The sequence below is a fragment of the Streptomyces sp. NPDC020362 genome, assembly GCF_040642095.1.
In the GTDB taxonomy this organism is placed as follows: domain Bacteria; phylum Actinomycetota; class Actinomycetes; order Streptomycetales; family Streptomycetaceae; genus Streptomyces.
Map to the genome: position 1 here is coordinate 1 of NZ_JBFAET010000027.1, position 26,413 is coordinate 26,413.

Consider the following 26,413-nt stretch of genomic DNA (forward strand, 5'->3'; position numbering starts at 1 on the left):
ACCGGCAGCGGCGACGTCCCCCCATGCCCCCGACGCCCCCCACGGCCAGCTTGATCACCGTCACCCCTCCACTCACCTCACCTCACACAGCCCCCCACTTCAGGAAAGAGGCACCCGCATGCGTACGCGATCCCTTCTCGCCCTCGCCGCAACCGTCACCGCGCTCACCGTCGCCGCGGCCGTCCCCGCCTCCGCGGACGGCGCCGCCGTTCTGACCACGGGCAGTGCCGGTGGCACCGCCGCCGCGGTCGGCGACACCCTGACCGCGCCGCTGGCCGGGGGTACCTCCGCCACCCTGTACTCCAGCGCGACCGGCACCAGCGGGGTCACCTGCACCTCGTCCCAGTTCACCGCCACGGTCGCGAGCAACCCCGCCGCCCCCGGCGCGGCCACCGAGTCGGTCACCGGGCACACCTTCGACAGCTCCAGCTGCACCAGCAACGTCGCAGGTGTGCTCGGCGTCAGCAGCATCACCGTCGACAACCTGCCCTACACCGCGACGGTCGCGTCCGACGGCACCCTCACCGTCTCGCCGGCCAGCGGTTCCACCATCCAGACCACGGTCAAGCTGCGCACCCTGCTGGGCACCATCACGTGCGTCTACCAGGCGCCGAGCCTGACCGGAAAGACCGACAACAGCGACAGCAGCATCACCTTCACCAACCAGCAGTTCACGAAGGCCTCCGGTTCGTCGCTGTGCTTCGCCAGCGGCTACTTCACCGCGAAGTACGCCCCGGTCACCGACGCGGGCGCCCGGGTCTTCGTCAACTGACCTTCGTGCACAAGGTGCTCAGCGTCGTCGCAGACGCAGAACCAGGGCGGCGCCCCCGATGAGCGCCAGTACCGTGGCGGCGGCGCCCGCCAGCAAGGGAGCCGAGGGGCCCGCGTCCGCGCGGGTCTCCTCGGCCACCGGCGTGCTGCTGCCGGTGGCACCCGCGCGCGACGACGTCCCCTTCTCCGTCGCGGGAGTCGGGCTCGCCGACGAGGGGTGCGCCTGCGCTCCGGCGGAGGGCGCGCCCGACGGCGTCCGTGACGCGCCGGGCGTCCGCGCGGTCTTCGCCCCGCCGTCCGTGTCCTGCGCCGCGCCGTCCGCACCCTCTGCCGCCGTACCCGCAGCCCCGAACACCACGTCGGAACACGAGTAGTACGTGTCCGGCGTGCTGCTGTTCTGCCAGATCGTGTACAGCACCTGAGGACCCGTACGGTCCTTCGGCAGCGTCGCCCGGATGTGGTACGCCCCGTTCGTCAGCGGCGGGTCGGTGACCTGTGCGAAGGGGCGCGTGGGCAGGTCGGACCACTTCAGCGGCTTCGACGGGTCGTAGCCGGGCTTGGTGAGATACAGCTTGAACGTGCCGGCGTGCGCGATCGTCGAGGCGTACGTCATCGTCAGCCGGCCGCCCGGGGCCAGCCGGGTCGTCGGCCAGTCCCGCCGGGCCAGATCGAGGCCCCGGTACGCCGGCAGGTTCCCGCTGCACAGCCGGCCGTCCGGGATCACCTGCCGGTCCCGGCCGTTCACCCCCGCCACGCGCAGGTTGTCCCACGCGGTGAAGGGGCCGCCGTTCGCGGTGACCGCCGCCCGGCAGGCCGCCGACCGGTTCGCGCTGCCGCCCTCGGGGGAGCAGGCGTAGACCCGGCTGACCGGGTCCGTCGGGGCGCCGTGTGCCTGGGCGGACCCCGCCGTCCACGGCAGGAGCAGGAGCGGGGTCGCCGCAGCGGCCGCCGTGACGCTCAGGCGGGCGGTCATCCGAGTCATCCGGGACATCTCCTCGGCGGGCGCGGGAAAGGGGACTGCTGCGTCCAGTACGGGAGACCCGTCCGCCGCGTTCAGCCGTGTCCGGCGGCCACGGGACCGGCCGCCGAGATGCACAGACCGTCGCGGCTGTTTTGGCGGCCGCGGCGACACCACGGCGACATGTGGCCCGTGTGCTGTGTGCGGCAGCAGTCAAACAGGCAACGATCGCCGACCATTGGCTCCAGGGAATGCAGGAAGTCCAGCGGATCAACGGTGTATGGCATCGGACGTTTGCATTCCGTAAAGATCCGGGCCGGGCTGCGTGCGGGTGATTTGCGCGTGTCCGATGTGAAGTCCGCCCATCCGACTCCCAAAGCCGCTCGGTGAGTTATCGTAGGCGTGGGGTCAAAACAAACCGCGTGTCCCGTTCGTTCGAGCCGCGAGGAGGGGTGAGGTCGATGGCGAGGCAGTTACGCGCCGAGCAGACCCGGACGACGATCATTACGGCCGCCGCCGATCTGTTCGACCGACAGGGCTACGAATCCACCAGTCTGAGTGACATCGTCGGGCATGCGCAGGTGACCAAGGGGGCGTTGTACTTTCACTTTGCCGCCAAGGAGGACCTGGCTCACGCCATCCTGGAACTTCAGGCCAAGGCGGCTCAGCAGGTGATGGCCGACAGCGAGGGCCGTGGCTGCTCCTCCCTGGAGTCCCTGATGCGCACCACGTTCGCCATGGCCCGGCTCGCCGTGGAGGACCCGGTGCCGCGCGCCGGGCTCCGCCTGGCCACGGCGGACGTCGCCGTGCGGCCGCCGCTCAGGCATCCCTTCACCGAGTGGCTGGACTTTGCCACCCTGAAGTTCAGCGGCGCCGTCAAGGAGGCGGACGTGCACACCGAGATAGACGTGGGTGTGGTCGCTCATTCCCTCGTCTGCTTCTTCGTCGGCACCCGGGTCGCGGGCCGCTCCCTGGAGCCGGTCGGACGGCTGCCGCGCAGGGTGGCGGAGATGTGGCTCCTCATGGTCCGGGGGCTGGTGCCGGTGCACCGGCGCCCTCGCTATCTGACCCTCGCCACGCAGTTGGAGCGGGAGATCAGAACGGGCTGACCGCCGGCGGTACGGTGACGGCCATGCCCGTCACCCCCGCCGCACCCGTGCTCCTCGGCAACGAACCCGGCTCGTTCCCGCACACTGTGCTGGCCGAGCGGCATCCCGCGATCATCCGGCAGGTCCGGGACGCCTTCCCGTACGGCCCCGGGCAGCACCGCGCGCTGGACGAGCTGCTGCACAGCTGCACCGAAGGCGTGATCGAACCGCTGCCCGAGGACGCGAGCGACCGGGAGCGGTGGCGTGCGTGGGGGCTGGACGAACATGCCGGGCGGTCCTGGTTCGACGTGCCCTGGCTGTGGTCCGAGAGCTACTTCTACCGCCGGCTGCTGGAAGCCGTCGGCCATGCCGGCCCGGGTCCCTGGCAGGGCATCGATCCCTTCCGCCCGTTCAAACGCGCCGAACTCGACGCCCCCGAGACCGGCGAGGAACTCGCCGCGCTGGACGCGCTCCAGGACCTGCCGGAGCGGGAGCGGGCCGACGCCCTCCTGCACGGCTCGCTGTGGGGCAACCGCGCCGACCTCGGCTTCCGCCTCTCCGCCGCCGGTGCCGAGGCCGCCGAACCGGCGCCCGCCCTGGTCGCCGACGACAGCGAGACCCTCTGGTCGCTCCTGCCACCCGCCGGCGCGGCAACGCTCTGCCTGGTCGCGGACAACGCCGGCCGTGAACTCGTCCCCGACCTGCTCCTGATCGCCCACCTCCTCGCCGAGGGACGCATCGGCCGGGCCGTCCTGCACGTCAAGCCGTATCCGTACTACGTCTCCGACGCCACGACCGCCGACGTGGTCGACGCCCTGCAGCGCCTCGCCGCGGTGCCCGGAGCGGCCGCCGGGTACGCGCGCACGCTCTGGTCGGCCATGGCCGACGGCCGCCTCACGGTACGCGCCCACCCCTTCTCCTGCGCTCCGCTGCCGTACGCCGACCTGCCTCAGGACCTGCGTGCCGAGTTCGCCTCGGCCACGCTGACCCTCTTCAAGGGCGACCTCAACTACCGCCGCCTGGTGGGCGACCGGCTGTGGCCGCCCACGACGCCCTTCCAGGACGTGACCGCCTACTTCCCCGGACCGGTCGCCGCCCTGCGCACCCTGAAGTCCGACGTGATCACCGGCCTGTCCCCGGCCACCGAGACCGCACTGGTCGCGGCGGAGGGCCGGCGCTGGCGCACCGGCGGCACCCATGCGCTGATCCAGGTGAACCCGTCAGACGATGCCCAGCGGCAGTGACTTGATGCCGTTGATGAAGTTCGACACCAACCGGCCCGGCGGGCCCGCCGGGCGCAGTGCGGGCAGCGTGCGCAGCGCCTCCTCGTACAACAGCCGCAGCTGCAGCCGGGCGAAATGGGCGCCCAGGCACACATGCGGACCGTCCCCGAAGGAGACGTGCGGGTTGGGCGTGCGGGCGAGGTCCAGCCGGCCGGGCTCGGCGAAGACACGCTCGTCACGGTTGGCCGAGGCGTGGAACACGACGACCTTGTCGCCCGCCCGGATCCGGCGGCCGGCCAGCTCGGTGTCCCGCGCGGCCGTCCGGCGGAAGGTGAGCACGGGCGGGTGCCAGCGCAGCAGCTCGTCGACCGCGGAGGGCATGCCGACCCTGCCGGCGCGCAGCAGCTCGTACGCCTCCGGGTGCTCGGCCAGGGCCAGCAGGCCGCCGGGGGCCGCGCTGCGCACGGTGTCGTTGCCGGCGACGGTGAGCAGGAAGAAGAACATCTCCAGCTCGGCGTCGGCGAGTTCCGTACCGGGGGCGCCGCCCGGATCGGGCGGAGCCGCGTCCTGGGGGAGGGCGAGAGCCGTCAGGACGTCGTCGGCCGGACACCGCCTCTTGTCCGCGGCCAGCTGCCGGGCGTAGGCGAACATGTCGCGCAGCATCGCCGGCGAGCGCGGGTTGACCGGCTTGCCCGCCGCGTCCAGGACCGGGGGAGCGGCCTCGTCCGGATCCTGGTAGCCGATGACCCGCTGCGTCCAGTGCAGCAGCAGCTGCCGGTCGCTCTCGGGAACCCCCAGCAGATCGGCCAGATTCAGCAGGGCGTACTCGTCGGTGACGGCGGCGACCAGGTCGGCCGTGCCGTCCCCCGAGCGGGCCTCGTCCCGTGCCCGGACGAGCAGCGTGCGGGCCCGCTCGCGCGCGGCCGCCGCGAACCGGTCGACGCGCCCCGGCGTGAAGGCCCGGCTCACCAGCCGTCGCAACCGGCCGTGCTGCGGCGGATCCTGATTGAGCATCATGCGTCTGATGAACGGCAGATCCTCCGTACCGGGGTCCCGGATCTGGGTCGCGCCGAGGTACGAGGAGTACGTCGCCGAGTCCTTGAGCACACGCACCACGTCGGTGTGCCGGGTCACCGCCCAGAACCCGGGCCCCGCCGGCCAGCCCAGCACCTCCGGCTCCTCCTGCCAGGCCACGGGGTGGTGGTCGCGCAGCACCCGGTAGTCGGCGTGCGGCACCCCGGCGGCGTAGCGGCGCGGGTCGAAGACGTCGGGCACCGGCGGGGCCTCGCGCACGCTCACGCCGGACCGCCCTCGCCCACCGCGTCCGCGCGCAGGAAGTCCTCCGCCGTGCGGATCAGCTCCAGCGGGGTCTCGTCCATGGCGTGGTGACCGGCCCACGGCAGGGCGGTCAGCTCGGCGCGGGGATACCAGGACATCCACGTCTGCCGCATCAGCGCGGGCGACAGCGCCGGATCCAGTTCCCCTGCCACCGCCGGCGCGGGCACCTCGCTGCACTCGACGTCGGCGCGGAAGTCGTCCCCCGCCCACGAATCGAGCCAGGCCCGGAACGCCTTGGCGTCACTGCGCTCCAGCGAGCGGTCGACCATCCGGTCGAGCCGGGCGGCGGGGCGCCGGCCACCGGTGGTGACGTCGATGATCGCGCGGAGGCTCTCCGGCCTGTGCGCAGCGTCCGTGAACAGCGCGCCCTGCTCCCCGGTCAGCGACACCCCCGACGCGGGCACGGGGGAGACGTCGACGATCCGGCACAGCCGGTGCGGCGCGACCGACAGCAGCCTCCCCCACTGCCTGAAGGGCGTGGGAGGTACCCCCATCGCCACCGACCCGCCCATGGAGTGTCCGATCACCGAGAACCGCTCCCAGCCCAGCCGGTCGGCCGGCTCCACCAGGTCCACGGCCGCCCCGGTCGTCGTGAAGGAACCCACGGCGTCCCTGGCCGCGCCGTAGCCGCGCAGATCGACCAGCGCGCAGGTGAAGGCGGTGCGGTCGAGGTCGGGCAGGACGGCGGCGTGGGCAGTCCGGTCGGCGAACCAGCCGAGCACGGCGAACACCTGGTGGGCGCCGTCGCCGTGCACTTCATGGGGCGGCACGAAGGAGGTCATGCGCCTACCGTGGCCCGTGCGCGGGGGCCCGGCAAGGGTGCGCACGGGCAGGGCGGCGGGCGTCCGGGTGGTCCCGCCCGCACCAGGGGCAACGACCCTGAGCGATGGCCAACGCCACACGGACCCACGGGAGTTCCCTCTTTCGCCGCCGGTTCACGCGATGGTGTGATCATCACCTGCCGGGCGGATGGCCCTCGGGAGCCACGGGTAGGCCCCCGGCCATGACGCAGCCGTTCGAACTCCCGCACTTCTACATGCCGTATCCCGCGCGGCTCAACCCGCATGTCGACGAGGCGCGTGCCCACTCGACCGCGTGGGCACGCGAGATGGGCATGCTGGAGGGCTCCGGAGTGTGGGAGCAGTCCGACCTGGAGGCGCACGACTACGGGCTCCTGTGCGCCTGCACCCACCCCGACTGCGACGGTCCGGCCCTCTCGCTGATCACCGACTGGTACGTGTGGGTGTTCTTCTTCGACGACCACTTCCTGGACATGTACAAGCGCACCCAGGACCGGGCCGCCGGAAAGGCCCACCTGGACCGCCTGCCCCTGTTCATGCCGCTGGACCCGGCCACCCCTGTGCCGGAGCCCGAGAACCCGGTCGAGGCGGGCCTCGCCGACCTGTGGAGGCGCACGGTGCCGTCGATGTCCGTCGACTGGCGCCGCCGCTTCTCCGTCGCCACCGAGCACCTGCTCAACGAGTCCATGTGGGAGCTGTCCAACATCAACGAGGGCCGGATCGCCAACCCGGTCGAGTACATCGAGATGCGCCGCAAGGTGGGCGGTGCCCCCTGGTCCTCGGGGCTCGTGGAGTACGCGACCGCCGAGGTGCCCGCCCCCGTCGCCGGGACCCGCCCGCTCAGGGTGCTCATGGAGACGTTCTCCGACGCCGTCCACCTGCGCAACGACCTCTTCTCCTACCAGCGGGAGGTCGAGGACGAGGGAGAGAACAGCAACGGTGTCCTCGTCCTGGAGACCTTCTTCGGCTGCACCACCCAGGAAGCCGCCGAGACCGTCAACGACATCCTCACCTCGCGGCTGCACCAGTTCGAGCACACCGCACTCACCGAAGTGCCCGCCGTCGCCCTGGAGAAGGGTCTCGGGCCCGACGAGATCGCAGCGGTGGCCGCCTACACCAAGGGACTTCAGGACTGGCAGTCCGGCGGCCACGAGTGGCACCTGCGCTCCAGCCGCTACATGAACAAGGGTGCCGTCTCCGCCGCACCCTGGCAGAGGCTGACCGGCCCCGGCACCTCCGCGGCCGACGTCGGCGCGCTGCTCGCATCGGCCGCCGCGGAACGTCTGCGCGCCTACGCGCATGTGCCCTTCCAGAAGGTCGGCCCCTCCCTGCTGCCCGACTTCCACATGCCCTACGAGGCCGAGCTGAGCCCGCACCTTCAGGAGTGCCGCCCCCGCCTGACCGCCTGGATGCACCGCATGGGCATGCTGGAGGAGGGCGTCTGGGACGAGGACAAGCTCGCCGCCTGCGACCTGCCGCTGTGCTCGGCCGGGCTCGACCCGGACGCCACGCCCCAGGCCCTGGACCTCAGCGCCCATTGGCTCGCCTGGGGCACCTACGCCGACGACTACTACCCGCTGGTGTACGGCGCCCGCCGCGACCTGGCGGCCGCCCGGCTGACCACCGCCCGCCTCTCGGCGTGCATGCCCGTCGATGGCGAGGCGATCACCGTCGTGCCCGTCAACGGCATGGAACGCGGCCTGATCGACCTGTGGGCCCGCACCACCGCCGACATGGCCCCCGACGAGCGCCGCAGCCTGCGCGAGTCGGTGGACAGGATGACCGAGAGCTGGGTGTGGGAGCTGTCGAACCAGCTGCAGAACCGGGTCCCCGACCCGGTCGACTACCTGGAGATGCGCCGCGACACGTTCGGCTCCGACCTCACCCTCGGACTGTGCCGACTGGGCCAGGGACCCGCGATCCCGCCGGAGGTCTACCGCACCGGCCCGGTCCGGGCGCTGGAGAACGCCGCCATGGACTACGCGTGCCTGACCAACGACGTCTTCTCGTACCAGAAGGAGATCGAGTACGAGGGGGAGATGCACAACGCGATCCTCGTCGTGCAGAACTTCTTCGGCTGCGACTACCCGGCCGCGCTCGGCATCGTCCACGACCTGATGACCCAGCGCATGCAGCAGTTCGAGCACATCGTCAGACACGAACTGCCGGTCCTGTACGACGACTTCGATCTGTCGGCCGATGCCCGCGAGGCCATGGACAACTACGTCGGCGACCTGAAGAACTGGCTGGCGGGCATCCTGAACTGGCATCGGAAGGTCGACCGCTACAAGGCCGACTACCTGGCTCGCCGGACCCACGGCTTCGTCCCGGGCCTGAGGCCCGCGCTGCCCGTCGGCTGACCGCGCACCAGCCATTTCCGGACGTTCTCGTACGGAGCATCATATTCGGGGAACTCGGGCGGGGCGCCGGGAGTCTTCAGGGACAAGGGGAACCGACAAGAGAACACGGGGGGTGTTCGACCTTGACCGATATCTTCGAGAGGATCACCGAGGCCGTCACGGGACAGCAGGCGCAGCAGACCCAGGCACCGGGCGAACTGACGCCGTACATCGCCCCGTTACCGGTCCCGCCCGTCCTGCGCCCGGCGTCCGCGTCCGCCGACGTGACGCACGAGACCGAGATCGCCCTGCGCCCCGCCTGGGTCCGCCTGCACCCGCAACTGCCACCGACCCTGATGTGGGGGTACGACGGACAGGTGCCCGGCCCGACCATCGAGGTGCGACGCGGGCAGCGCATCCGCATCGCCTGGACCAACCGCATCCCGAAGGAGAGCGAGTACCCGGTCACCTCCGTGCAGGTGCCGCTGCGCACCGACGGGCGCCCGCCCGCCACCACCGAGCCCGGCCGCGAGGGCGTCGAACCGGACAAGGACGTCGCCGCCCTGCCCGGCTGGACGGTGACCCACCTGCACGGCGCCCAGACCGGCGGCGGCAACGACGGCTGGGCCGACAACGCCGTCGGACACGGCGACGCCCAGCTGTCCGAATACCCGAACGACCACCAGGCGGTGCAGTGGTGGTACCACGACCACGCGATGAACATCACCCGGTGGAACGTGATGGCGGGCCTGTACGGCACCTACCTCGTCCGTGACGACGAGGAGGACGCCCTCCACCTCCCGTGCGGCGAGCGGGAGATACCGCTGCTGCTCGCCGACCGCAACCTCGACACCGACGAGGACGGCCGCCTCAACGGCCGGCTGCTGCACAAGACGGTGATCGTCCAGCAGCGGAACCCGGAGACGGGCAAGCCGGTCTCCATCCCGTTCAGCGGCCCGTACACCACGGTCAACGGCCGCATCTGGCCGTACGCCGACGTGGACGACGCCTGGTACCGCTTCCGGCTGGTCAACGCCTCCAACGCACGCATCTACAACCTCGTCCTGGTGGACGAGGACGACAACCCGGTGCCGGGCGTCGTCCACCAGATCGGCAGCGACGGCGGGTTGCTGCCCCGCTCCGTCCCGGTCGACTTCGACGAGGCGCTGCCCACGCTGACCGCGGCCCCGGCCGAGCGGTTCGACCTGCTCGCGGACTTCCGGGGGCTGGCGGGCAGGAGGCTCCGGCTGGTCGACAAGGGTCCCAACCAGCCCCCGGGCGTGCCCGACCCGGCGGGCGACGTGCGGTACCCGGCGGTCATGGAGTTCCGCGTCCGCGAGAGCGGGACGTGCGACACCTTCGAGGTGCCCCAGGTGCTCTCCGGCTCCTTCCGCCGTCTCACGCACGACATCGAGCACGGCCACCGCCTGGTCGTGCTCACCCCGCCCGCCACCAAGGGCGGCGGCGGTCACCCGGAGATCTGGGAGATGACCGAGGTGGCGGACCCGAGCGGCCTCCGGCTCCCCGCCGACGGCGTCATCCAGCTCACCGGGGCGGACGGCACGACGAAGACGTACCGGCGCACGGCACGGACGTTCAACGACGGCCTCGGCTTCACCGTCGCCGAGGGCTCCTACGAACAGTGGAGCTTCCTCAACCTCGCCCCGATCGTCCACCCGATGCACATCCATCTGGCCGACTTCCAACTGCTGGGCCGGGACGCGTACGACGTCACGGGCTTCGACCCGGCGGCGGGCGGCACCCGCACCCCTGTCGCGTACGACAAGGGCACGCAGATACCGCTCGCGCCCAACGAAATGGGCCACAAGGACGTCTTCCGCGTCCCCGGCGGGCAGATCCTGCGCGTCATGGGCCGGTTCGACGGGGCGTACGGCCGGTTCATGTACCACTGCCACCTGCTGGAGCACGAGGACATGGGCATGATGCGGCCCTTCGTCGTCATACCGGCCGAGGCCATGAAGTTCGACCACGGCGCGCACGGCGGTCATGACGGCGGTCACGACGGCGGTCACGACGGCGGCGGGGGCCACACCGGCTGACCCCGGTCACGTCACGCGGGCCGGGCTCCGCCCGGCCCGCGTGCTCGACCGAGGCTCACGACGGCGCCCGCATCACCGGGTGGAGCGCGAGCCGTCGCCGGACAGCTCCGGCCGGAACGCCGTGGCCAGGAAGAAGGGAGGGGCCGGCAGTCCGGCCACGCAGACCTGCCCGTCCTCGTCGTGCCCGGACGGGCGCAGTCCGTTGGGCCGGAGCGTTTCGAGGTGGTGGAAGGACACGAAAGTCATGGCTACCCTCCGCCACCCTCCGGCCAGTCTCACTCGTTCGTGTCTCGTCGCGGCCCGGTGTCACGGGTAGAGCACCAGCCGGAGGCGAGCGAACCATGGAACAGACTGCGTTGCGTCCCAAACCGATGCCCGGTCAGGAGGGGCGGGAGGGCGACACGCCCGGCCCCGACCGGCACCCGCACGCCGCGCGCCGGCGCGGCAGGCGGATCAGGACCCTGCTGTTAGGACTGATCACCGGCACCGTCCTGGTGCTCTCCGGGGTCGGCATCGGCACGGTCGGCGCCACGGTGATCGGCATGAGCAGGCTGGCCGAGCTGCGCCACCAGATCCCGCCGGCCTCCTCGGCCCGGCCCGGGCTCTCCGTGTCCCCGAGCCCCGCCGAGGTCCGCACCGGCGCCACGCTGGGTGTGGAGGCCGTCGACGCGGGCAAGCCGGGCGCCCTGGTGGTGGGCGTCCACGTGCCCGGCCCCGGCTACACGGCCGGTCTGGTCCGCGGCGACGTCCTGCTGCAGTTCGGCAGCATCCGCATCGACACGGCCGCCGACCTCGTCCGAGCCGTCGCCCACGCCCGCCCCGGCACGGCGGTGGTCCTCACCGTGCGCCACTCCAGCGGCGGCTACCAGCAGCTGACGGTCGTTCCGGGAGTGGTGACCTGACCGCGTCCCGGTCCCGGTCCCGGCGTGAGGTGTCCATGTCCCGGGTGCGGTGCTGGGTGTGAGGGTTCTGCGTTCTGGGTGCAGTGTCGGGTGTGAGGGTTCTGCGTTCCGGGCGTGGTGCCGGGTGTGAGGCGTTCGCGTCCCGGTCCCGGCGTGAGGTGTCCATGCCCCGGGCCCGGTCCTGGGTGTGAGGTGTTCATGCCCGGGGCTCGGTCCCGGGTGTGAGATGTTCATGTGCCGAGCCCGCTCCCGCGTGTCCGGACACGTCGCGAAACCCGCTGGTCGCCCCCCGCCCCACGCGCCATGATGGCCCCATGCCGCGCCCCTGTCCGCGAACCGTGCCGTCGGTATCGCGCGATCGGCTCGCGCCGCCCTGCCCGGCCGGGCAGGATGCTGCCCGGGACCGCTTCGCCCCCGCCACCTCGATCGCGCTCGGAGGCCCGGATGACCGGTAGCACGCCTGCGCCCTTCACCGCCGACGACTACAGGGCCCGCATGGAACGCGCCGTGCGCTCCGCCGCCGACGCCGGCCTCGCGGGCCTGCTCGTGGCGCCCGGACCCGACCTGGTGTGGCTGACCGGGCACACGCCCACCGCGGTCACCGAACGGCTCACGGTGCTGGTGCTCGTCCCCGGCCGCGACCCCGTGCTGGTCGTGCCCACCCTGGAGGCCCCGGACGCCGAACAGGGGGCCGGCGCGGCCGCCCTCACCCTGTGCGACTGGACCGACGGCAAGGACCCCTACGCCGTCACCGCCGCTCTCCTCGACGACCGAGGGCGCTTCGGCATCAGCGACAACACCTGGGCGATGCACCTGCTGGGCCTGCAGCGCACCCTGCCCGGGACCTCCTACGCCTCGCTCACCGACGCCCTGCCCATGCTGCGCGCCGTCAAGGACGCGGCCGAACTGGAACTCCTGGCAGCCGCGGGTGCGGCCGCGGACCGGGCGTTCGAGGAGATCCGGAAGGTCCCCTTCGCCGGCCGCCGCGAGTCCGACGTCGGCCACGACCTCGCCGACCTGCTGCGCCGCTTCGGGCACTCCCAGGTCGACTTCACCATCGTCGGCTCGGGCCCCAATGGCGCCAACCCGCACCACGAGGTCGGCGACCGGGTCATCCAGGACGGCGACATGGTCGTCCTAGACTTCGGCGGCCTCAAGGACGGCTACGGCTCCGACACCACCCGTACCGTCCATGTCGGCGAGCCGACCGAGGAGGAACGCACGGTCCACGACATCGTGCGCGCCGCCCAGGAGGAGGGCTTCAGGGCCGTACGGGTGGGCGTCGCCTGCCAGGAAGTCGACCGCGCCGCCCGCGCGGTCATCACCGACGCCGGATACGGCGAGTACTTCATCCACCGCACCGGGCACGGCATCGGCGTCACCACGCACGAGCCGCCGTACATGATCGAGGGCGAGGAACAGCCCCTCGTGCCCGGCATGTGCTTCTCCGTGGAGCCGGGCATCTATCTGCCCGGCCGCTTCGGGGTGCGCATCGAGGACATCGTGACGGTGACCGAGGACGGCGGCCGCCGCTTCAACAACACCACCCGCGAGATGGTCATAGTGGGTTGAGAGGACCAGGAGACACACCCAGACGACATCCCGGAACGGCGACGACGCGACCCATGACCCAGGCACCGACACCCACCGCGGACACCGTCCGCCGACTGGTCCGTTCGCTGCTCAAGGAGGGCAGGGAGAGCAGCGGGAGGGGCACCGGCTCCGAGGGACCCGACGTGCGGCCCGTGGGGATGGGCCACGAACACACCTGGTGGATCGGCACCCGCCATGTGCTGCGCCTCGCCCCCGACCGCGACGCCTCCGTCCGCCGCCGCCGTGAACTGCGCCTGCGCGACCTGGTCCGCCCGCAGGTGCCCGTCGCCGTCCCCACCAGCGTCGCCCACGGTGACTGGGCACCCGGACTCGCCTACACCCTCGACACCCTGGTGCCCGGCGGCACCGCCGACGAGCACGACGTCTCCGCCGTCGGCGAGGCCGACCTGGCCGGGCTGCTCAGCGGGCTGCGTACGGTGCCCGCGCGGCAGTGCGAGACGCTCGGCGTGCCCCGCACCGCTCCGCGCTCCCTGGAGGCGCTGCGCCGCATGGCCGTGCACGCGGCCGAACGGCTCGCCGCCGCCGATGAGTTCGACGCCGCACGCCTGCACCAGCTCACCGCGCCGGGCGCCGCCCAGCTCGCCGCACAGCCGGGGACCGCCGTCCTCACCCACCACGGCCTCACCGGCGAGCACGTGGTGGTCAGTGCCGACGGGCGGGTCCGCGGCGTCCTCGACTGGACCGAGGCGGCCCTGGGCGACCCCGCCGAGGACATCGCCGGGCTCGCCGTGGCCGTGGGCTCCCCGGCGGCCGTCCGCGCCGCCACCCTCGCCGGCTACGGCGCCCGCCCCTGCCTGCGCGGACTGTGGCTCGCCCGCTGCGACACCGTCATCCGCCTCACGGATCGTGTCGACGGCCGCGCACCGGGCGACCTGCCGCTGCTGAGAACCCGGCTGAGGCGAACCTGGGAGCCGATCCTGCTGGAGCGGGTGACCGAGTTCAAGGACGACGAGACCGAGCCCTAGGCCCTGCCGTCAAACTCCTGCCCGCCCCGCGACGCCATGCACGCACTCCCGCCGCACCGCGCACAGTCCCGGGTACATCCAGTACGAAGGCCTGCGCACGGCACGCCGAGAGCACGCACCCGACGCCCGCAGGGCCCGCCCTCCGGGCGCAGGGCCCGCCCTCCGGGCGGACGACGGGAGTTCGACGACAGACCCAGGGCCGTCCGGACCTGCGCGTCCGCCCCGCGACGCGGACCGGCCCCGGGCGCCGCTCAGGGCTGCGCCAGCACCTCGCAGGACTCCCCGGGCGCCGCCGCTCAGGGCTGCACCAGTACCACGCACGACTCCCCGGGCACCTGGAGCAGCCCGTCCGGGCCCGGTGCCGCTACGGGCTCCCATGCGGCCAGGACCTCGGCCGGGCGGGTGCCCAGCGGGATCGCCGCCGGCTCCGTGCCGAGGTTCACCGCCACCCGGACGTCCCCGCGCCGGAACGCCAGCCAGCGGGCCTCCTCGTCGTAGGCCACCTTCGTGTCGGCGAGGTCGGGATCGGTGAGGTCCGGCTGGTCCCGGCGCAGCGCGATCAGCTGCCGGTACCAGGCCAGCACGCGCGCGTGGGGCTCGCGTTCCCGCTCCGCCCAGTCGAGACAGGACCGCTCCCGGGTCGCCGGGTCCTGCGGGTCCGGCACGTCCTCCTCGGCCCAGCCGTGCTCCGCGAACTCCCGCCGCCTGCCCCGCCGCACCGCATCGGCCAGTTCCGGATCCGTGTGATCGGTGAAGAACTGCCAGGGCGTGCCCGCCGCCCACTCCTCGCCCATGAACAGCATCGGTGTGAACGGCGCGGTCAGCGTCAGCGCGGCCGCGCAGGCCAGCAGACCGGGGGAGAGGAGGACCGAAAGGCGGTCCCCCTGTGCTCGGTTGCCGACCTGGTCGTGGGTCTGGCCGTAGCCCAGCAAACGGTGCGCGGCGACGCGCGCCCGGTCCAGCGGCCTGCCGTGGCTGCGGCCCCGGAAGGTCGAGTACGTGCCGTCGTGGAAGTAGCCGCCGGTGAGGGTCTTGGCGAGCGAGGCCAAGGGGGTGCGTGCGAAGTCGGCGTAGTACCCCTGGGACTCGCCGGTCAGCGCGGTGTGTACGGCGTGATGGAAGTCGTCGTTCCACTGGGCGTGCAGCCCGAGGCCGTTCTCCGTGCGCGGGGTGATGATCCGCGGGTCGTTCAGGTCGGACTCGGCGATCAGGAACAGCGGGCGGCCCAGCTCGTCCGCGAGGCCGTCGACGGCCTCCGACAACTCCTCCAGAAAGTGGCACGCGCGCGTGTCGTGCAGCGCGTGCACCGCGTCCAGGCGCAGCCCGTCGACGTGGTAGTCCCGCAGCCAGGCCAGCGCACTGCCCAGGAAGTACGCGCGCACCTCGTCCGAGCCGGGCGCGTCGAGGTTCACCGCCGCACCCCACGGCGTGTGGTGCGTGTCGGTGAAGTACGGCCCGAACTGCGGCAGATGGTTGCCCGAGGGGCCCAAGTGGTTGTGCACGACGTCCAGCACGACGGCCAGGCCCAGTTCGTGCGCCCGGTCGACGAACCGCTTCAGCGCCTCGGGCCCGCCGTACGGCTCGTGCACCGCCCACGGCGACACTCCCTCGTAGCCCCACCCGTGCCGTCCGGGGAACGGGCAGAGCGGCATCAACTCCACATGACTGATCCCCAGTTCCACCAGGTGCTCCAGCCGCGTGGCGGCCGCGTCCAGGGTGCCCTCGCGGGTGTAGGTGCCCACGTGCAGCTCGTAGAGCACCGCGCCCGGCAGCTCGCGTCCCGCCCACGCGGAACGCCACGTGTACCGCCCGTGGTCGACCACCGCGCTCAGCCCGTCCGGGCCGTCCGGCTGGCGTCGCGAGCGCGGATCGGGCAGCACGGGCCCGTCGTCCAGCGCGAACCCGTATCGCGAGCCGTCCTCGCCCTCGGCCTCCCCCGTCCACCAGCCGGCACGCTCCGGATCGCGCTCCAACGCGAACGCGCGCGTGGCCCCGTCGCAATGGAGCGTCACACGGTCTGCCTGCGGTGCCCACACCTCGAACTGCACGGACGGTTCCCCTTCGTCTGCTCACCGTGATGTAGCGCGTCCATCGTGCCGCGAAAGAGATCCATGCGCTTTCGAATACGCCCTTTCCCGGAAGGTGTCGCGGAAGTGCACGCGCCTTGCAACCGTTTCCCCCGTTTCTGGACACCAGGGGTTCACTGCCCGACAATCGCCAGCGTGACGTCGTCTTTCGAGTTCCCCACGTACCCCGCGCGGCTGTCCGACGCGGAGCGCGACAAGGCGCTGCAGGTGCTGCGTGACGGCGTCGCCATGGGACGGCTGTCGCACGACACGTTCGTGCGCCGGATGGAACTCGCGCTCGCCGCGCGCCGCGCCGACGAACTCGTCGCCCTCACCGCCGACCTGCCCCGCGAGAACCGCTTCTCCCGCGCGCTCCTCGGCACCGTCGAGGCCGTCTCCGGCTTCACCGTACGGCTGCGCCGGGCCTGGCAGGCCGAGCGGCTGCCCAAGCTGCTGCTGCCGCATCCGGCGGGGGGCCATCCGCTGCGCATAGGCCGCGACCCCGCGAACGGGCTGCGCCTGAACCACGAGACCGTCTCGCGGGTGCATGCCGAGCTGCGCCGGCAGGGCGGCATGTGGATCCTCAGGGACCTGGGCTCCACCAACGGCACCACGGTCAACGGACGCCGAGTGGTCGGCGCCGTGGTGGTCCAGGAGGGCGACCAGGTGGCCTTCGGGCGGATCGCCTTCCGGCTCGCGGCGTACGGGGACACCTCCCCGCATTCGAACTGACGCACCACCGCCTGTCCGCACGGTCCCGTTCGGGTGAGTCGGGCTGGGGAACGCGGGCCGCCGTGCCGATGGATTCGGGCATGACGTACATCACCCGAGCGACAGCGGCCGCCGGCGCCCTGCTGGCCTGTGCCGGCCTCCTCGCCGCGGGCCCGGCCCAGGCGGCACCCCGCAGCACGTTCCCCCTTGCCGACAACTGGCTCTACCTCTCCGTGGCCCGCGGCGACACCCCGCCCCGCGACGCGCACGAAAAGCTGCTGCTGTGCGACCCGGTGCCCCTGGGGTTCGCCCGGGCGGCCGAGGCCTGTGCCGAACTCGGCGCCGCGGACGGCGACATCGCGCGCATCCCGCACACGAAGGTCTTCTGCCCGATGATCTTCGCCCCCGTGACCGTCCACGCCCACGGGCAGTGGAACGGACGGCCCGTCGACTACCAGGAGACCTACTCCAGCAAGTGCGTCATGGACGCGCGGACGGGATCGGTGTTCGCCCTGGAGCACGACCCGGCTCCCGTGAGGTGAGCGAGGCGCGGGCGGTGTGCAGCCTCACACCGCCCGCTCCCGTGCCTGCTGGGCCGCGACCAGCACCGTCCGGGACTGATGCTCCACCTGGTGCTCCAACGGCACCCAGCGGGCTCTGAAACGATCCGCGAAGGCCTCGCACCAGGAGGCGACGAGCTGCTCCAGCCCGGGCGCCGCCCGGTCGTCCGTCTCCCGCAGCACCCGCAGGAGCATCGCCGCGGACCGCAGCGGCAGCCTCCGTCCGAAGGCGTCCACGCTGCCGACGTACGCCATCGTCGTGCCGGCCGGCGGGGTGTGGGTCCAGTCCCGCGCAAGGCCCGGTATCAGCTCCAGGGCCCACTGCGCGGCCCGCAGCAGCGGCCCGTCGGCGCCCTCCAGCCGGGGCAGCGCCTCGGCGAGCACCCGCTCCACCTCCCGCGAGTCCCGAAGCAGCCGCTTCGCGAGCCGGTGCATCGCCGCCGCCGGTGCCGGGTGCGGCGCCGGGTCGTCCACCAGATCGCTGGCCCACATCGGGACCTCCACTACGGCCGTCAGACCGCCGTAGCGGTGCGTGTGGTACCAGGTGCTGTGCCGTGCGTCGTCCGGCAGGCTCGGGTACGCGACGCCCGTCTCCGGGCCCGGCATCACATGCACCCCGGGCCCCGAGACCGGCCAGCCCGCGGCGTCCGAGGCACCCGCCTCCACCGGGATGTGCAGCTCCGCCGCGGACTTGGCGAACGGCTCGGCCAGGCCCGGCACGTCCTTCGTCAGCTGCACCCAGCTGCCGCCCAGATCGGTGCCGTGCAGCGTCACCTGGAGGTAGGGGCGCAGTTCGTCGATCACCCCGGTCAGGGCCCGGGTCTCGGGCGGCAGGCGGTCCGGCGGCAGCACCGCGGGCGACCACTCGGGCTGCTCGGCGCCCGTCGGCCGGTAGAAGCCGTGGTGGTAGTCGAGCAGGCTGCGCGGCGCCGGGGTCACATGCAGGCTCGCGCCGTCCGGGTCCGCGCAGAGCAGGAAGTGCCATGAGGTGCCGGCCCGCAGCTCCCGCTCGGCCAGCACGCGCTCGGCCAGCACCCGGAGGGTGGAGCCCCCTGTCGGTTCGTTGGCGTGGGCGCCGGCGACGACCAGCACCGCGCGCCGCGCATGCCCCACGGACAGCAGATGCAGGGGCCGGCCGGCCCGCGAGACGCCCACCTGTCTGAGCGCACACAGCCCGGGCTCCTGAGCGGCCAACGCCCGTGCGGAGGCGACCAGTTCGGGAACGCTGGGGTAGCGCAGCTCCGGCAGGAGACTCACCCCCGACTTGTCCGCCCGGCTTCGCCCTCCAAGTGCCGCACGGCGTGGGGGAACTGTCAAGAACTCGACGGGGGAGGCTCCAGGGGGCGCCCGACGCATTCCGGGACTGCGGCCGGGCACCGTGCTCCGGGTGCTCACTGCTGGTGCAGGCCGCGTCCCGCGAGCGTCAGGAACACCTCGCCGACCGCCTCCGACAGCGTCGGGTGCGCGTGCACGTGCCGGGCCACGTCCGAGGGCTCGGCGTCCCAGCCGACGATCAGCTGGCTCTCGGAGATCATCTCCGACACGTGGGGGCCCACCAGATGCACGCCGAGCACCTGCCCGCCGCCGGCCTCGGCGACGACCTTCACCATGCCGCCCTGCCCGTGCACCATTCCCTTGGCGACGGCGGTCAGCGGCATCGTGTTGACGTCGACCTCGTGCCCACGCGCGCGTGCCTCCGCCTCGCCGAGTCCCACGGCCGCGGTCTGCGGCGAGGAGTACGTCACCCGGGGCACCGCCGAGTAGTCCACGGGGGCCGACGGCAGCCCGGCCAGCGTCTCGGCCACCAGCAGGCCCTCCGCGAACGAGGCGTGCGCGAGGCCCAGCGAGGGCGGCGGCAGCAGGTCGCCCACGACATGGATCCCCGGTACGGCCGTCTCCAGCCGGTTCCAGTCCTCCGGTACGACGAACCCCCGCTCGTCCGTCGTCAGACCGGCGGCGGCCAGGCCCAGGCCCTCGGTGACCGGGGCCCGGCCGACGGCCACCAGCAGCCGCTCCGCCTCCACCGTCCGCGTCTCCCCGCGCACGGTGCGCACACGGGCGCGTACGCCGTCCTCCACGACCTCCGCGTCCAGCAGCCGCGCGCCCGCCTGCACGTCGATGCCGCGCTTCTTCAGACCCCGCGTCAGATGACGGCTGACATCGGCGTCCTCCAGGGGCACGATCCGGTCGGCGGCCTCCACCAGCGTGACCTCGGCACCCATCGAGCGGTGGAAGGAGGCGTACTCCACGCCGATCGCGCCGCCGCCCAGCACCAGTACGGAGGCGGGGAGCCCGGGTGCGAACAGCGCGTCGTCGCTGGTCACCACGCGCCGGCCGTCCGGTGCGAGCCCCGGGAGCGTGCGCGGTCGCGAGCCGGTCGCGAGGACGATGCCCCGGCGCGCGGTGAAGTCGTGCACGCCGGGCGCCGAACCGTCGCCCCCTCGGGACGCGGCACCGTCGACCACGCCGGCTCCGGAACCGTCGACCGCGCCGAGCGCCGAACCTTCGACTATGCCGAACCCGGACCCGGAACCGCCGACCATGCCGGACCGGGACCCGGAACCGCCGACCGCGCCGGACGCAGAGCGTTCGTGTACGTCCTCCACGCGCACCGTGCGTGTCCCGGTCAGCCGCGCGCTGCCTCGCACCACCCGTACGCCCGCGTGGGCCAGATGAGCCTCCACCCCTTGGTGATTGCGCTCCACGATGCCGTCCCGTGCGGCCACCAGCGCCGACCAGTCCACGGACTCCAGCGTGGCCTTCACGCCCCAGCGTTCACGGGCCTCGACGATGCCGTCGACGAGTTCGGCGGCGTGCAGCATGGCCTTGCTCGGGATGCACCCCCGGTGCAGGCAGGTCCCGCCGACCTTGTCGCGTTCGACGAGCACGACGGCGAGCCCGAGGGAGGCGGCGCGCAGAGCGGTGCTGTACCCGCCGGTGCCGCCGCCGATGACGATGACGTCCGCTGTGTTCATGCTCATGGCTCCACCCTCCGCCCGCCGCTTGCCATGAGTCCAAGGCAATGTTCTTGTAGAACCCATGCAGGATCTTCATGGGAGGGCGGGGAGTTGAGCCTGCGGCAGATGGAGTACTTCCTGACCGTCGTCGAGGAGGCGTCCTTCACGCGCGCGGCAGAGGCCCTGCACGTCACCCAGCCCGCCCTCTCGCACCAGATCAAGGCCCTGGAGAAGGCAGTGGGCGGCGCCCTGCTGGAGCGCATGCCGCGAGGGGTGCGCCTCACGCCGATGGGCCGCGCCTACCTGCCGCACGCCGAACTCGCCGTCCGCAGCGCCGCCCGGGCCCACCGCGCGGCCCGCGCCGCCGCCGGCGCCGAGGGCGGCGAGCTGCACATCGCCGCGCTCCACTCCATCGCCGTGGGCGCCCTCCCGGACGTCTTCGCCCGCTGGCGCACGGCCCACCCCCAGGTCCTGCTGCGGCTGCACGAGTACGCCACCTCCGAAGCTCTGGAGGAGGCGGTGCAGCGCGGCACCGCCGACCTCGCCGTCGGCCCCGAGCCCGCCGGCCCGCCCGGCACCGTCGTGCCGGTCGGCGAGGAGGAGGTCGTCCTCGTCGTGCCGTTCGACGATCGGCTCGCCGGCCGTACGACGGTGACGCTGCCGGAACTCGCCGAGCGCGACTGGATCCGCTGCGCCATGGAACCCGTCGTCCACGGCGAACGCTTCCTCGACTGGGCGTGCGGGCAGGCCGGGTTCCGGCCCAGGACCGCCGTGTGGACCGAGCACACCTCGACGGCCGTGCGCATGGCCGCCGCGGGCGTCGGGGTGTGCGTGGCGCCCGCCCACGTGGTGCGGGGCGCCGTCGGCGAGGACTGCGTGGTCCTCACCCCCGACCCGGCCTGGAAGCGCGCCCTGACGGTCTACGCGCGCGTGCCGCCCACCGGGGCCGCCGCGGCCTTCGTGGACCTTCTGCGCGCCGCCTGGCCCTCCGCGGGGGCAGCAGGTGCCGCCCGGGCGTACGACGAGTGCGGCTCGCCCGCCGGGCAGACCGGGTGAGCGGGCGTCGGACCGGCTGAGCGGGCAGGCCGGCCGAGCGGGCGGGCAGACCGGCAGAGCGGGCGCCGGACCGGCAGAGCAGGCAGACCGGCCGCTTGAGCAGGCGTCGGACCGGCGGTTCTTCAGTTCCTCCCGGTCTGCCCCGGCAGTGCCAGGGGCAGCTGCTCGCAGGGGGCTGAGCAGGTGTCGGACCGGCGGCCCCTCAGTCCTCCCCGGTCCGTTCCAGCAGTGCAACGGGGAGCCGCTCGAAGAGATCCGCCACGGGCGCGTGCCCCGTGAACTCCCGTCCGGGGGTGAGCACGTCCGCCCATCGCCCCGGCGGCAGCTCCAGCCGTGTCTCCCGCCAGCCGCCCGACTCCGCAAGCCGCAGGGACAGCCGGGTCACGGCCGTGGCCACCTCGCCGGAGCGCGTGAACGCCGCACAGTGGTCGGCCGCCGGTCCCTCGGCGGCCAGCGGGGCATACGTCGCCGATGCACCGAAGACGCCGGGCCGGCGGGCGCGCAGGTGCAGCGCCGCCGCCGTCAGCGCGTCCTTCTCGCCGCGGGTCCCGGGAGGGAACGCCACCGGCCGCCGGTTGTCCGGGTCCACCAGCGCCCGGTACTCACCCTCCGTGCCCTGGTACAGGTCCGGCACGCCCGGCATCGTCAGATGGACCAGCGCGGTGCCGAGGACGTTCGCCCGGATGTGCGGCTCCAGCGCCTTGCGGAAGGCGGCCACGCGCTCCCCGGGAGGCCCGCACGGCCCGGCCGTGACGAAGGCCGCCACCGCCTCCTCGTACGGCGGCTCCTGCTCCGTCCAGCTGGTGTACATGCCCGCCTCGCGCACATGCTTGAGCAGCGCCTCGCGGACCCGTTCGCCCTGCGCCGGTCCGAGCCCGAACGCCGTCTGCCAGGCCGCCCAGGCCAGCTGCCCGTCCGGTGCGCCCTCCTCGGGCAGGGCCACCCCGGCGAGCAACTCCGCCCAGCGGTCCGGGCACTCGGTGAGCACGGCCAGCGCCGCGCGCACGTCGGCGCTGCGCTTGGTGTCGTGGGTGGAGACCACCGTGCCGGTGAGCGGCCGGTCGCGCTGCACGCGCGCGCAGTAGGCGTGGAAGTCCTCCGGGGCCATGCCGGGACTGCCCGGGTCGCCGCCCACCTCGGTCGCCGACAGCAGGGGCACGTAGCGGTAGAACGCCGTGTCCTCGACGGACTTGGCGCGCAGCGCCGACGCGGTCTGCGCGAACCGCGTGCGGAAGTCCACCCGGTCGGCGTGGTCCGGCGCCGACGGGTCGCCGGGCGCCTCGACCAGCAGCCGGCGCACGATGTCGACGGCCTCGGCCTCCTCGGGCACCACGAAGGCCAGCCGGGCCTCCTCGGCGGCCTCCTCGGTGAGGACGGCGGAGGCGTCGCCCGAGGCGTAGGGCCGGTAGACCCGCAGCCGCACCAGCAGCTCCTCCACGGCCGTGCGCAGCGCCCAGGGAGCCCGGTCGCGCAGCGCGGGGTCCGGCGAGTCGGTGCACAGCCGGGCGGCCACCCGGGTGAGCCGGTCGGTCTCGGCGGCCAGCTCGTGCGTGAGCACCTTGTAGGCGGCCTGCCGCACCGTGGCCTCCCAGTTGCCGCCCCGGTCCGTCTGGGGCGCCGCGAACGCCCGGTACCGCCCCACCAGTTCGTACGCCCCGGCGCTGTCCGTGAAGAGGCCGTCCACGTGGCGCAGGGCGTCGTACCCCGTGGTGCCCGCGACGGGCCAGGCGGCCGGAAGCCGCTCGCCGTCGGCGAGGATCTTCTCCACGACCGTCCAGCGCCCGCCGCTCGCCCCGTGCAGTCGCGCCAGGTAGCCGTCGGGGTCCGCGAGCCCGTCGGGATGGTCGATCCGCAGCCCGTCGACCACGCCCTCCGCCAGCAGCTGGAGGATCTTGGCGTGGGTGGCCTCGAACACGTCGGGGTCCTCCACGCGCACCCCGATCAGCTCCGAGATGCTGAAGAAGCGCCGGTAGTTCAGCTCGGTGCGGGCGAGCCGCCACCACACCGGGCGGTACCACTGGGCGTCGAGCAGCCGGGGCAGCGGCAGGTCCTCGGTGCCCGCGCGGAGCGGGAAGGCGTGGTCGTGGTAGCGCAGGACGTCCCCGTCGACCACGAGGCGGTCCAGTTCCGAGCCGACCGGGCCGCCGAGCACGGGCAGCAGCACGCGCCCGCCCTGCGCCTCCCAGTCGATGTCGAACCAGCGCCCGTACGGGGACCCGGGCCCCTCGCGCAGTACCTCCCACAGCGCGTGGTTGTGCCGGGGCGCCATGGCCATGTGGTTCGGCACGATGTCCACCACCAGGCCCAGGCCGTGCTCGCGCGCGGTGTGCGCCAGCGCGCGCAGCCCCTCCTCACCGCCCAGTTCCTCGCGCACGCGCGCGTGGTCCACGACGTCGTAGCCGTGCGTGGAGCCCGGCACGGACTCCAGGACGGGGGACAGGTGCAGGTGCGAGATGCCGAGCGACGCCAGGTACGGCACGGCCGCGGCGGCCGCGGCGAACGGGAACGCTGGCTGGAGCTGCAGCCGGTAGGTGGCCGTGGGCACCCCCGGTCCGGATCGCACAGAGGTCATGGAGACCTACGTACCCAGCCCGCCGTCTTTCGTGTCATCGACTCCTGCACACACCCCCGCACGCGTGCCCCGCTCGACGGCTCGTCCGGCGACGCGCTCCGGACGGGCCGGACAGGTCCTCCACGCGCGCGTGGAGGACGAGCGGGCCCGCACGACTCCCTGGCCGCAGCCGCTACCACTCCCCGTCCGGAGCATCCACGACTCCTTCTCCGCAGCCGCTGCGGCTCCCTGCCCGGGCCGCGCGGGAGGGCGTCAGGCCGGGCGCTGCAGCACCGTCATGCTGCGGTCCGGAAGGGTGATGCGGTCACCGGCCGCCACCTTCGCCCCCGTCCCCGGCGCGACCCCCTCCGGGCGGCCCGTGTCGACGACCACCTGCCACTGCCGGCCGTGGTCGACCGGCACCAGGAAGTCCAGCGGCCGGGGCGAGGCGTTGAACATGAGCAGGAACGAGTCGTCGGCGATCCGCTCCCCGCGCGGACCGGGTTCGGAGATCGCGTTGCCGTTCAGGAACACGGTCAGCGCGGACGCCCGCGCCGAGTCCCAGTCCCGCTGGGCCATCTCGCCGCCCTCGGGCGTGAACCAGGCGATGTCGGACAGCTCGTCGTGGGTGCCCTCCACCGGCCGCCCGTGGAAGAAGCGCCGCCGGCGGAAGACCGGGTGGTCGCGGCGCAGCCAGACCATCGCCCGGACGAACTCCAGCAGCTCCCCGCCGTCCTCGGGCCAGTCCAGCCAGGACACCTCGCTGTCCTGGCAGTAGGCGTTGTTGTTGCCGCGCTGCGTGCGGGCGAACTCGTCGCCGTGGCTGAGCATCGGCACGCCCTGGGACAGCATCAGCGTGGCGACGAAGTTCCGCATCTGGCGGGCACGCAGGGCGAGCACGCCCGGGTCGCCGGTCTCGCCCTCCGTGCCGCAGTTCCAGGACCGGTTGTGGCTCTCGCCGTCCCGGTTGTCCTCGCCGTTGGCCCCGTTGTGCTTGTCGTTGTACGACACGAGGTCGTGCAGGGTGAAGCCGTCGTGGCAGGTGACGAAGTTGATGGAGGCGAGCGGGCGGCGCCCGTCGTCCTGGTAGAGGTCCGAGGAGCCGGTCAGCCGGGACGCGAACTCCGCGAGCGCCCGCGGCTCGCCCCGCCACAGGTCCCGCACCGTGTCCCGGTACTTGCCGTTCCACTCGGTCCACAGCGGCGGGAAGTTGCCCACCTGGTAGCCGCCCTCGCCCACGTCCCACGGTTCGGCGATCAGCTTCACCTGGGAGACCACCGGATCCTGCTGCACCAGGTCGAAGAACGACGACAGCCGGTCCACCTCGTGGAACTGCCGGGCCAGGGTCGCCGCGAGATCGAAGCGGAAGCCGTCGACGTGCATCTCGGTGACCCAGTACCGCAGCGAGTCCATGATCAGCTGGAGGACGTGCGGGGACCGCATGAGCAGCGAGTTCCCCGTGCCCGTGGTGTCCGTGTAGTAGCGGGGATCGTCCGCGAGCCGGTAGTACGACGGATTGTCGATGCCCTTGAAGGACAGCGTCGGCCCCAGATGGTTGCCCTCGGCGGTGTGGTTGTAGACGACGTCGAGGATGACCTCGATCCCGGCCTCGTGCAGCGCCCGGACCGCCGACTTGAACTCCAGGACCTGCTGGCCGCGGTCGCCCCAGGAGGCGTACGTGTTGTGCGGGGCGAAGAAGCCGACCGTGTTGTAGCCCCAGTAGTTGTTCAGGCCCATGTCGACCAGCCGGTGGTCGTTGACGAACTGGTGGACGGGCATCAGCTCCAGCGCCGTCACGCCCAGCGCGGTCAGGTGCTCGATGACCGCGGGGTGCGCGAGCGCCGCGTAGGTGCCGCGCAGCTCCTCCGGCAGTCCCGGGTGGCGCATGGTCAGGCCCTTGACATGGGCCTCGTAGATCACCGTGTGGTGGTACTCGGTGCGCGGGGGCCGGTCGTCGCCCCAGTCGAAGTACGGGTTGATCACCACCGAGGTCATGGTGTGCGGCGCCGAGTCCAGGTCGTTGCGCCGGTCGGGGGCGCCGAAGTGGTAGCCGTACACCTCCTCGCCCCACCGGACACTGCCGCCGATCGCCTTCGCGTACGGGTCGAGCAGCAGCTTCGCGGAATTGCAGCGCAGCCCGCGCTCGGGGGCGTACGGGCCGTGCACCCGGAACCCGTACCGCTGTCCCGGCATGACGCCCGGCAGGTACGCGTGCCGCACGAACGCGTCGCTCTCGCGCAGTTCCACCGCCGTCTCCGAGCCGTCGTCGTGCAGCAGACACAGCTCTACTCGGTCCGCGGCCTCCGTGAAGACCGCGAAGTTGGTTCCGGCGCCGTCGTAGGTGGCGCCGAGCGGATACGCCTCTCCAGGCCAGACCTGCATGGGCACGACTCTTCCAGGTGTGCCGCCCCGCCGGGGCCGCGTTCGGCTTCGAGTCTGCCCGAAAGTGATGCA

At 72.9% G+C, this 26,413-nt stretch carries 20 protein-coding genes; 11 read left to right on the forward strand and 9 right to left on the reverse strand.

What is annotated here, in order from left to right; all coding sequences use genetic code 11:
- Window positions 1-118 precede the first annotated feature (118 nt).
- Window positions 119-772 (forward strand): Tat pathway signal sequence domain protein, encoded by a 654-nt coding sequence (locus AB0H32_RS13620; RefSeq protein WP_361118984.1) that lies wholly within the window; start codon window positions 119-121, stop codon window positions 770-772.
- An 18-nt stretch (window positions 773-790) separates the two neighbouring features.
- Here the strand turns inward: AB0H32_RS13620 and AB0H32_RS13625 are convergent, their stop codons facing one another.
- The gene (locus AB0H32_RS13625; RefSeq protein WP_361118986.1) at window positions 791-1,753 is read right to left on the reverse strand and encodes a lytic polysaccharide monooxygenase; all 963 of its coding nucleotides are present in this window, start codon (window positions 1,751-1,753) and stop codon (window positions 791-793) included.
- 437 nt (window positions 1,754-2,190) lie between these two features.
- Between AB0H32_RS13625 and AB0H32_RS13630 the strand changes: the two genes are divergently transcribed.
- Together AB0H32_RS13630 and AB0H32_RS13635 are read left to right on the forward strand one after the other, a co-directional pair.
- Window positions 2,191-2,838 carry a ScbR family autoregulator-binding transcription factor gene (locus AB0H32_RS13630; RefSeq protein WP_361118988.1) on the forward strand — a complete coding sequence of 216 codons (648 nt, stop codon included), beginning with the start codon at window positions 2,191-2,193 and terminating at the stop codon, window positions 2,836-2,838.
- Window positions 2,839-2,861: 23 nt separating this feature from the next.
- Window positions 2,862-4,061: a damage-control phosphatase ARMT1 family protein gene (locus tag AB0H32_RS13635; protein WP_361118990.1), complete on the forward strand. Its 1,200-nt coding sequence runs from the start codon at window positions 2,862-2,864 to the stop codon at window positions 4,059-4,061.
- Here the strand turns inward: AB0H32_RS13635 and AB0H32_RS13640 are convergent.
- Both AB0H32_RS13640 and AB0H32_RS13645 read right to left on the reverse strand, forming a co-directional pair.
- Complete coding sequence (locus tag AB0H32_RS13640) at window positions 4,038-5,339, reverse strand: cytochrome P450 (RefSeq protein ID WP_361118992.1); 1,302 nt, start codon at window positions 5,337-5,339, stop codon at window positions 4,038-4,040. The genes AB0H32_RS13635 and AB0H32_RS13640 overlap by 24 nt on opposite strands.
- A complete protein-coding gene (locus AB0H32_RS13645) occupies window positions 5,336-6,160 on the reverse strand; it encodes an alpha/beta hydrolase (protein WP_361118994.1) in 825 nt (274 codons plus the stop codon). The genes AB0H32_RS13640 and AB0H32_RS13645 overlap by 4 nt, the downstream gene beginning before the upstream one ends.
- A 221-nt stretch (window positions 6,161-6,381) precedes the next feature.
- Here AB0H32_RS13645 and cyc2 point away from each other — a divergent pair, with 221 nt between their 5' ends.
- Together cyc2 and phsA are read left to right on the forward strand one after the other, a co-directional pair.
- On the forward strand, window positions 6,382-8,538 hold the full coding sequence (gene cyc2 / locus AB0H32_RS13650) for a germacradienol/geosmin synthase Cyc2 (protein ID WP_361118996.1): 2,157 nt from the start codon (window positions 6,382-6,384) through the stop codon (window positions 8,536-8,538).
- 122 nt (window positions 8,539-8,660) lie between these two features.
- A complete protein-coding gene (gene phsA / locus AB0H32_RS13655) occupies window positions 8,661-10,577 on the forward strand; it encodes an O-aminophenol oxidase PhsA (RefSeq protein ID WP_361118998.1) in 1,917 nt (638 codons plus the stop codon).
- A 72-nt stretch (window positions 10,578-10,649) separates the two neighbouring features.
- Here the strand turns inward: phsA and AB0H32_RS13660 are convergent, their stop codons facing one another.
- Window positions 10,650-10,823: a hypothetical protein gene (locus tag AB0H32_RS13660; protein ID WP_361118999.1), complete on the reverse strand. Its 174-nt coding sequence runs from the start codon at window positions 10,821-10,823 to the stop codon at window positions 10,650-10,652.
- A gap of 95 nt (window positions 10,824-10,918) precedes the next feature.
- On the opposite strand from AB0H32_RS13660, the gene AB0H32_RS13665 reads away from it, so the two are divergent.
- From AB0H32_RS13665 to AB0H32_RS13675, 3 genes are all read left to right on the forward strand, one after another.
- Window positions 10,919-11,479: a PDZ domain-containing protein gene (locus tag AB0H32_RS13665; RefSeq protein WP_361119001.1), complete on the forward strand. Its 561-nt coding sequence runs from the start codon at window positions 10,919-10,921 to the stop codon at window positions 11,477-11,479.
- Window positions 11,480-11,923: 444 nt separating this feature from the next.
- Entirely contained in the window at window positions 11,924-13,051 is a 1,128-nt protein-coding gene (locus AB0H32_RS13670) for an aminopeptidase P family protein (RefSeq protein ID WP_361119003.1), read from the forward strand.
- A 53-nt stretch (window positions 13,052-13,104) separates the two neighbouring features.
- Window positions 13,105-14,058, forward strand: a complete 954-nt coding sequence (locus AB0H32_RS13675) for an aminoglycoside phosphotransferase family protein (protein WP_361119005.1) — start codon at window positions 13,105-13,107, stop codon at window positions 14,056-14,058.
- 296 nt (window positions 14,059-14,354) lie between these two features.
- Here the strand turns inward: AB0H32_RS13675 and treZ are convergent, their stop codons facing one another.
- Window positions 14,355-16,106 carry a malto-oligosyltrehalose trehalohydrolase gene (treZ, locus tag AB0H32_RS13680; protein ID WP_361119007.1) on the reverse strand — a complete coding sequence of 584 codons (1,752 nt, stop codon included), beginning with the start codon at window positions 16,104-16,106 and terminating at the stop codon, window positions 14,355-14,357.
- Window positions 16,107-16,280: 174 nt separating this feature from the next.
- Between treZ and AB0H32_RS13685 the strand changes: the two genes are divergently transcribed.
- Together AB0H32_RS13685 and AB0H32_RS13690 are read left to right on the forward strand one after the other, a co-directional pair.
- Complete coding sequence (locus tag AB0H32_RS13685) at window positions 16,281-16,856, forward strand: DUF1707 and FHA domain-containing protein (protein ID WP_361119009.1); 576 nt, start codon at window positions 16,281-16,283, stop codon at window positions 16,854-16,856.
- Window positions 16,857-16,936: 80 nt separating this feature from the next.
- A complete protein-coding gene (locus tag AB0H32_RS13690; RefSeq protein ID WP_361119010.1) occupies window positions 16,937-17,377 on the forward strand; it encodes an SSI family serine proteinase inhibitor in 441 nt (146 codons plus the stop codon).
- A 24-nt stretch (window positions 17,378-17,401) separates the two neighbouring features.
- On the opposite strand, the gene AB0H32_RS13695 is transcribed toward AB0H32_RS13690, so the two are convergent.
- Window positions 17,402-18,652: a M14 family zinc carboxypeptidase gene (locus AB0H32_RS13695; RefSeq protein WP_361119012.1), complete on the reverse strand. Its 1,251-nt coding sequence runs from the start codon at window positions 18,650-18,652 to the stop codon at window positions 17,402-17,404.
- 134 nt (window positions 18,653-18,786) lie between these two features.
- The gene (locus AB0H32_RS13700) at window positions 18,787-20,370 is read right to left on the reverse strand and encodes an FAD-dependent oxidoreductase (RefSeq protein WP_361119087.1); all 1,584 of its coding nucleotides are present in this window, start codon (window positions 20,368-20,370) and stop codon (window positions 18,787-18,789) included.
- A gap of 93 nt (window positions 20,371-20,463) precedes the next feature.
- Between AB0H32_RS13700 and AB0H32_RS13705 the strand changes: the two genes are divergently transcribed.
- Window positions 20,464-21,408, forward strand: coding sequence for a LysR family transcriptional regulator (locus AB0H32_RS13705; RefSeq protein ID WP_361119014.1), 945 nt, complete (start codon window positions 20,464-20,466; stop codon window positions 21,406-21,408).
- Window positions 21,409-21,610: 202 nt separating this feature from the next.
- On the opposite strand, the gene treY is transcribed toward AB0H32_RS13705, so the two are convergent.
- Entirely contained in the window at window positions 21,611-23,980 is a 2,370-nt protein-coding gene (gene treY / locus AB0H32_RS13710; protein WP_361119016.1) for a malto-oligosyltrehalose synthase, read from the reverse strand.
- Between the two features lie 252 nt (window positions 23,981-24,232).
- A complete protein-coding gene (gene glgX / locus AB0H32_RS13715) occupies window positions 24,233-26,341 on the reverse strand; it encodes a glycogen debranching protein GlgX (RefSeq protein WP_361119018.1) in 2,109 nt (702 codons plus the stop codon).
- Between the last annotated feature and the right edge of the window lie 72 nt (window positions 26,342-26,413).

What these genes read in the sequence shown, in the direction of transcription:
- AB0H32_RS13620 (WP_361118984.1), top strand. Translation starts at nt 119, where the DNA reads ATGCGTACGCGATCCCTTCTCGCCCTCGCCGCAACCGTCACCGCGCTC.
- AB0H32_RS13625 (WP_361118986.1), bottom strand. Translation starts at nt 1,753, where the DNA reads ATGACTCGGATGACCGCCCGCCTGAGCGTCACGGCGGCCGCTGCGGCG.
- AB0H32_RS13630 (WP_361118988.1), top strand. Translation starts at nt 2,191, where the DNA reads ATGGCGAGGCAGTTACGCGCCGAGCAGACCCGGACGACGATCATTACG.
- AB0H32_RS13635 (WP_361118990.1), top strand. Translation starts at nt 2,862, where the DNA reads ATGCCCGTCACCCCCGCCGCACCCGTGCTCCTCGGCAACGAACCCGGC.
- AB0H32_RS13645 (WP_361118994.1), bottom strand. Translation starts at nt 6,160, where the DNA reads ATGACCTCCTTCGTGCCGCCCCATGAAGTGCACGGCGACGGCGCCCAC.
- cyc2 (WP_361118996.1), top strand. Translation starts at nt 6,382, where the DNA reads ATGACGCAGCCGTTCGAACTCCCGCACTTCTACATGCCGTATCCCGCG.
- AB0H32_RS13660 (WP_361118999.1), bottom strand. Translation starts at nt 10,823, where the DNA reads ATGACTTTCGTGTCCTTCCACCACCTCGAAACGCTCCGGCCCAACGGA.
- AB0H32_RS13665 (WP_361119001.1), top strand. Translation starts at nt 10,919, where the DNA reads ATGGAACAGACTGCGTTGCGTCCCAAACCGATGCCCGGTCAGGAGGGG.
- AB0H32_RS13670 (WP_361119003.1), top strand. Translation starts at nt 11,924, where the DNA reads ATGACCGGTAGCACGCCTGCGCCCTTCACCGCCGACGACTACAGGGCC.
- AB0H32_RS13675 (WP_361119005.1), top strand. Translation starts at nt 13,105, where the DNA reads ATGACCCAGGCACCGACACCCACCGCGGACACCGTCCGCCGACTGGTC.
- AB0H32_RS13690 (WP_361119010.1), top strand. Translation starts at nt 16,937, where the DNA reads ATGACGTACATCACCCGAGCGACAGCGGCCGCCGGCGCCCTGCTGGCC.
- AB0H32_RS13700 (WP_361119087.1), bottom strand. Translation starts at nt 20,370, where the DNA reads ATGAACACAGCGGACGTCATCGTCATCGGCGGCGGCACCGGCGGGTAC.
- treY (WP_361119016.1), bottom strand. Translation starts at nt 23,980, where the DNA reads ATGACCTCTGTGCGATCCGGACCGGGGGTGCCCACGGCCACCTACCGG.
- glgX (WP_361119018.1), bottom strand. Translation starts at nt 26,341, where the DNA reads ATGCAGGTCTGGCCTGGAGAGGCGTATCCGCTCGGCGCCACCTACGAC.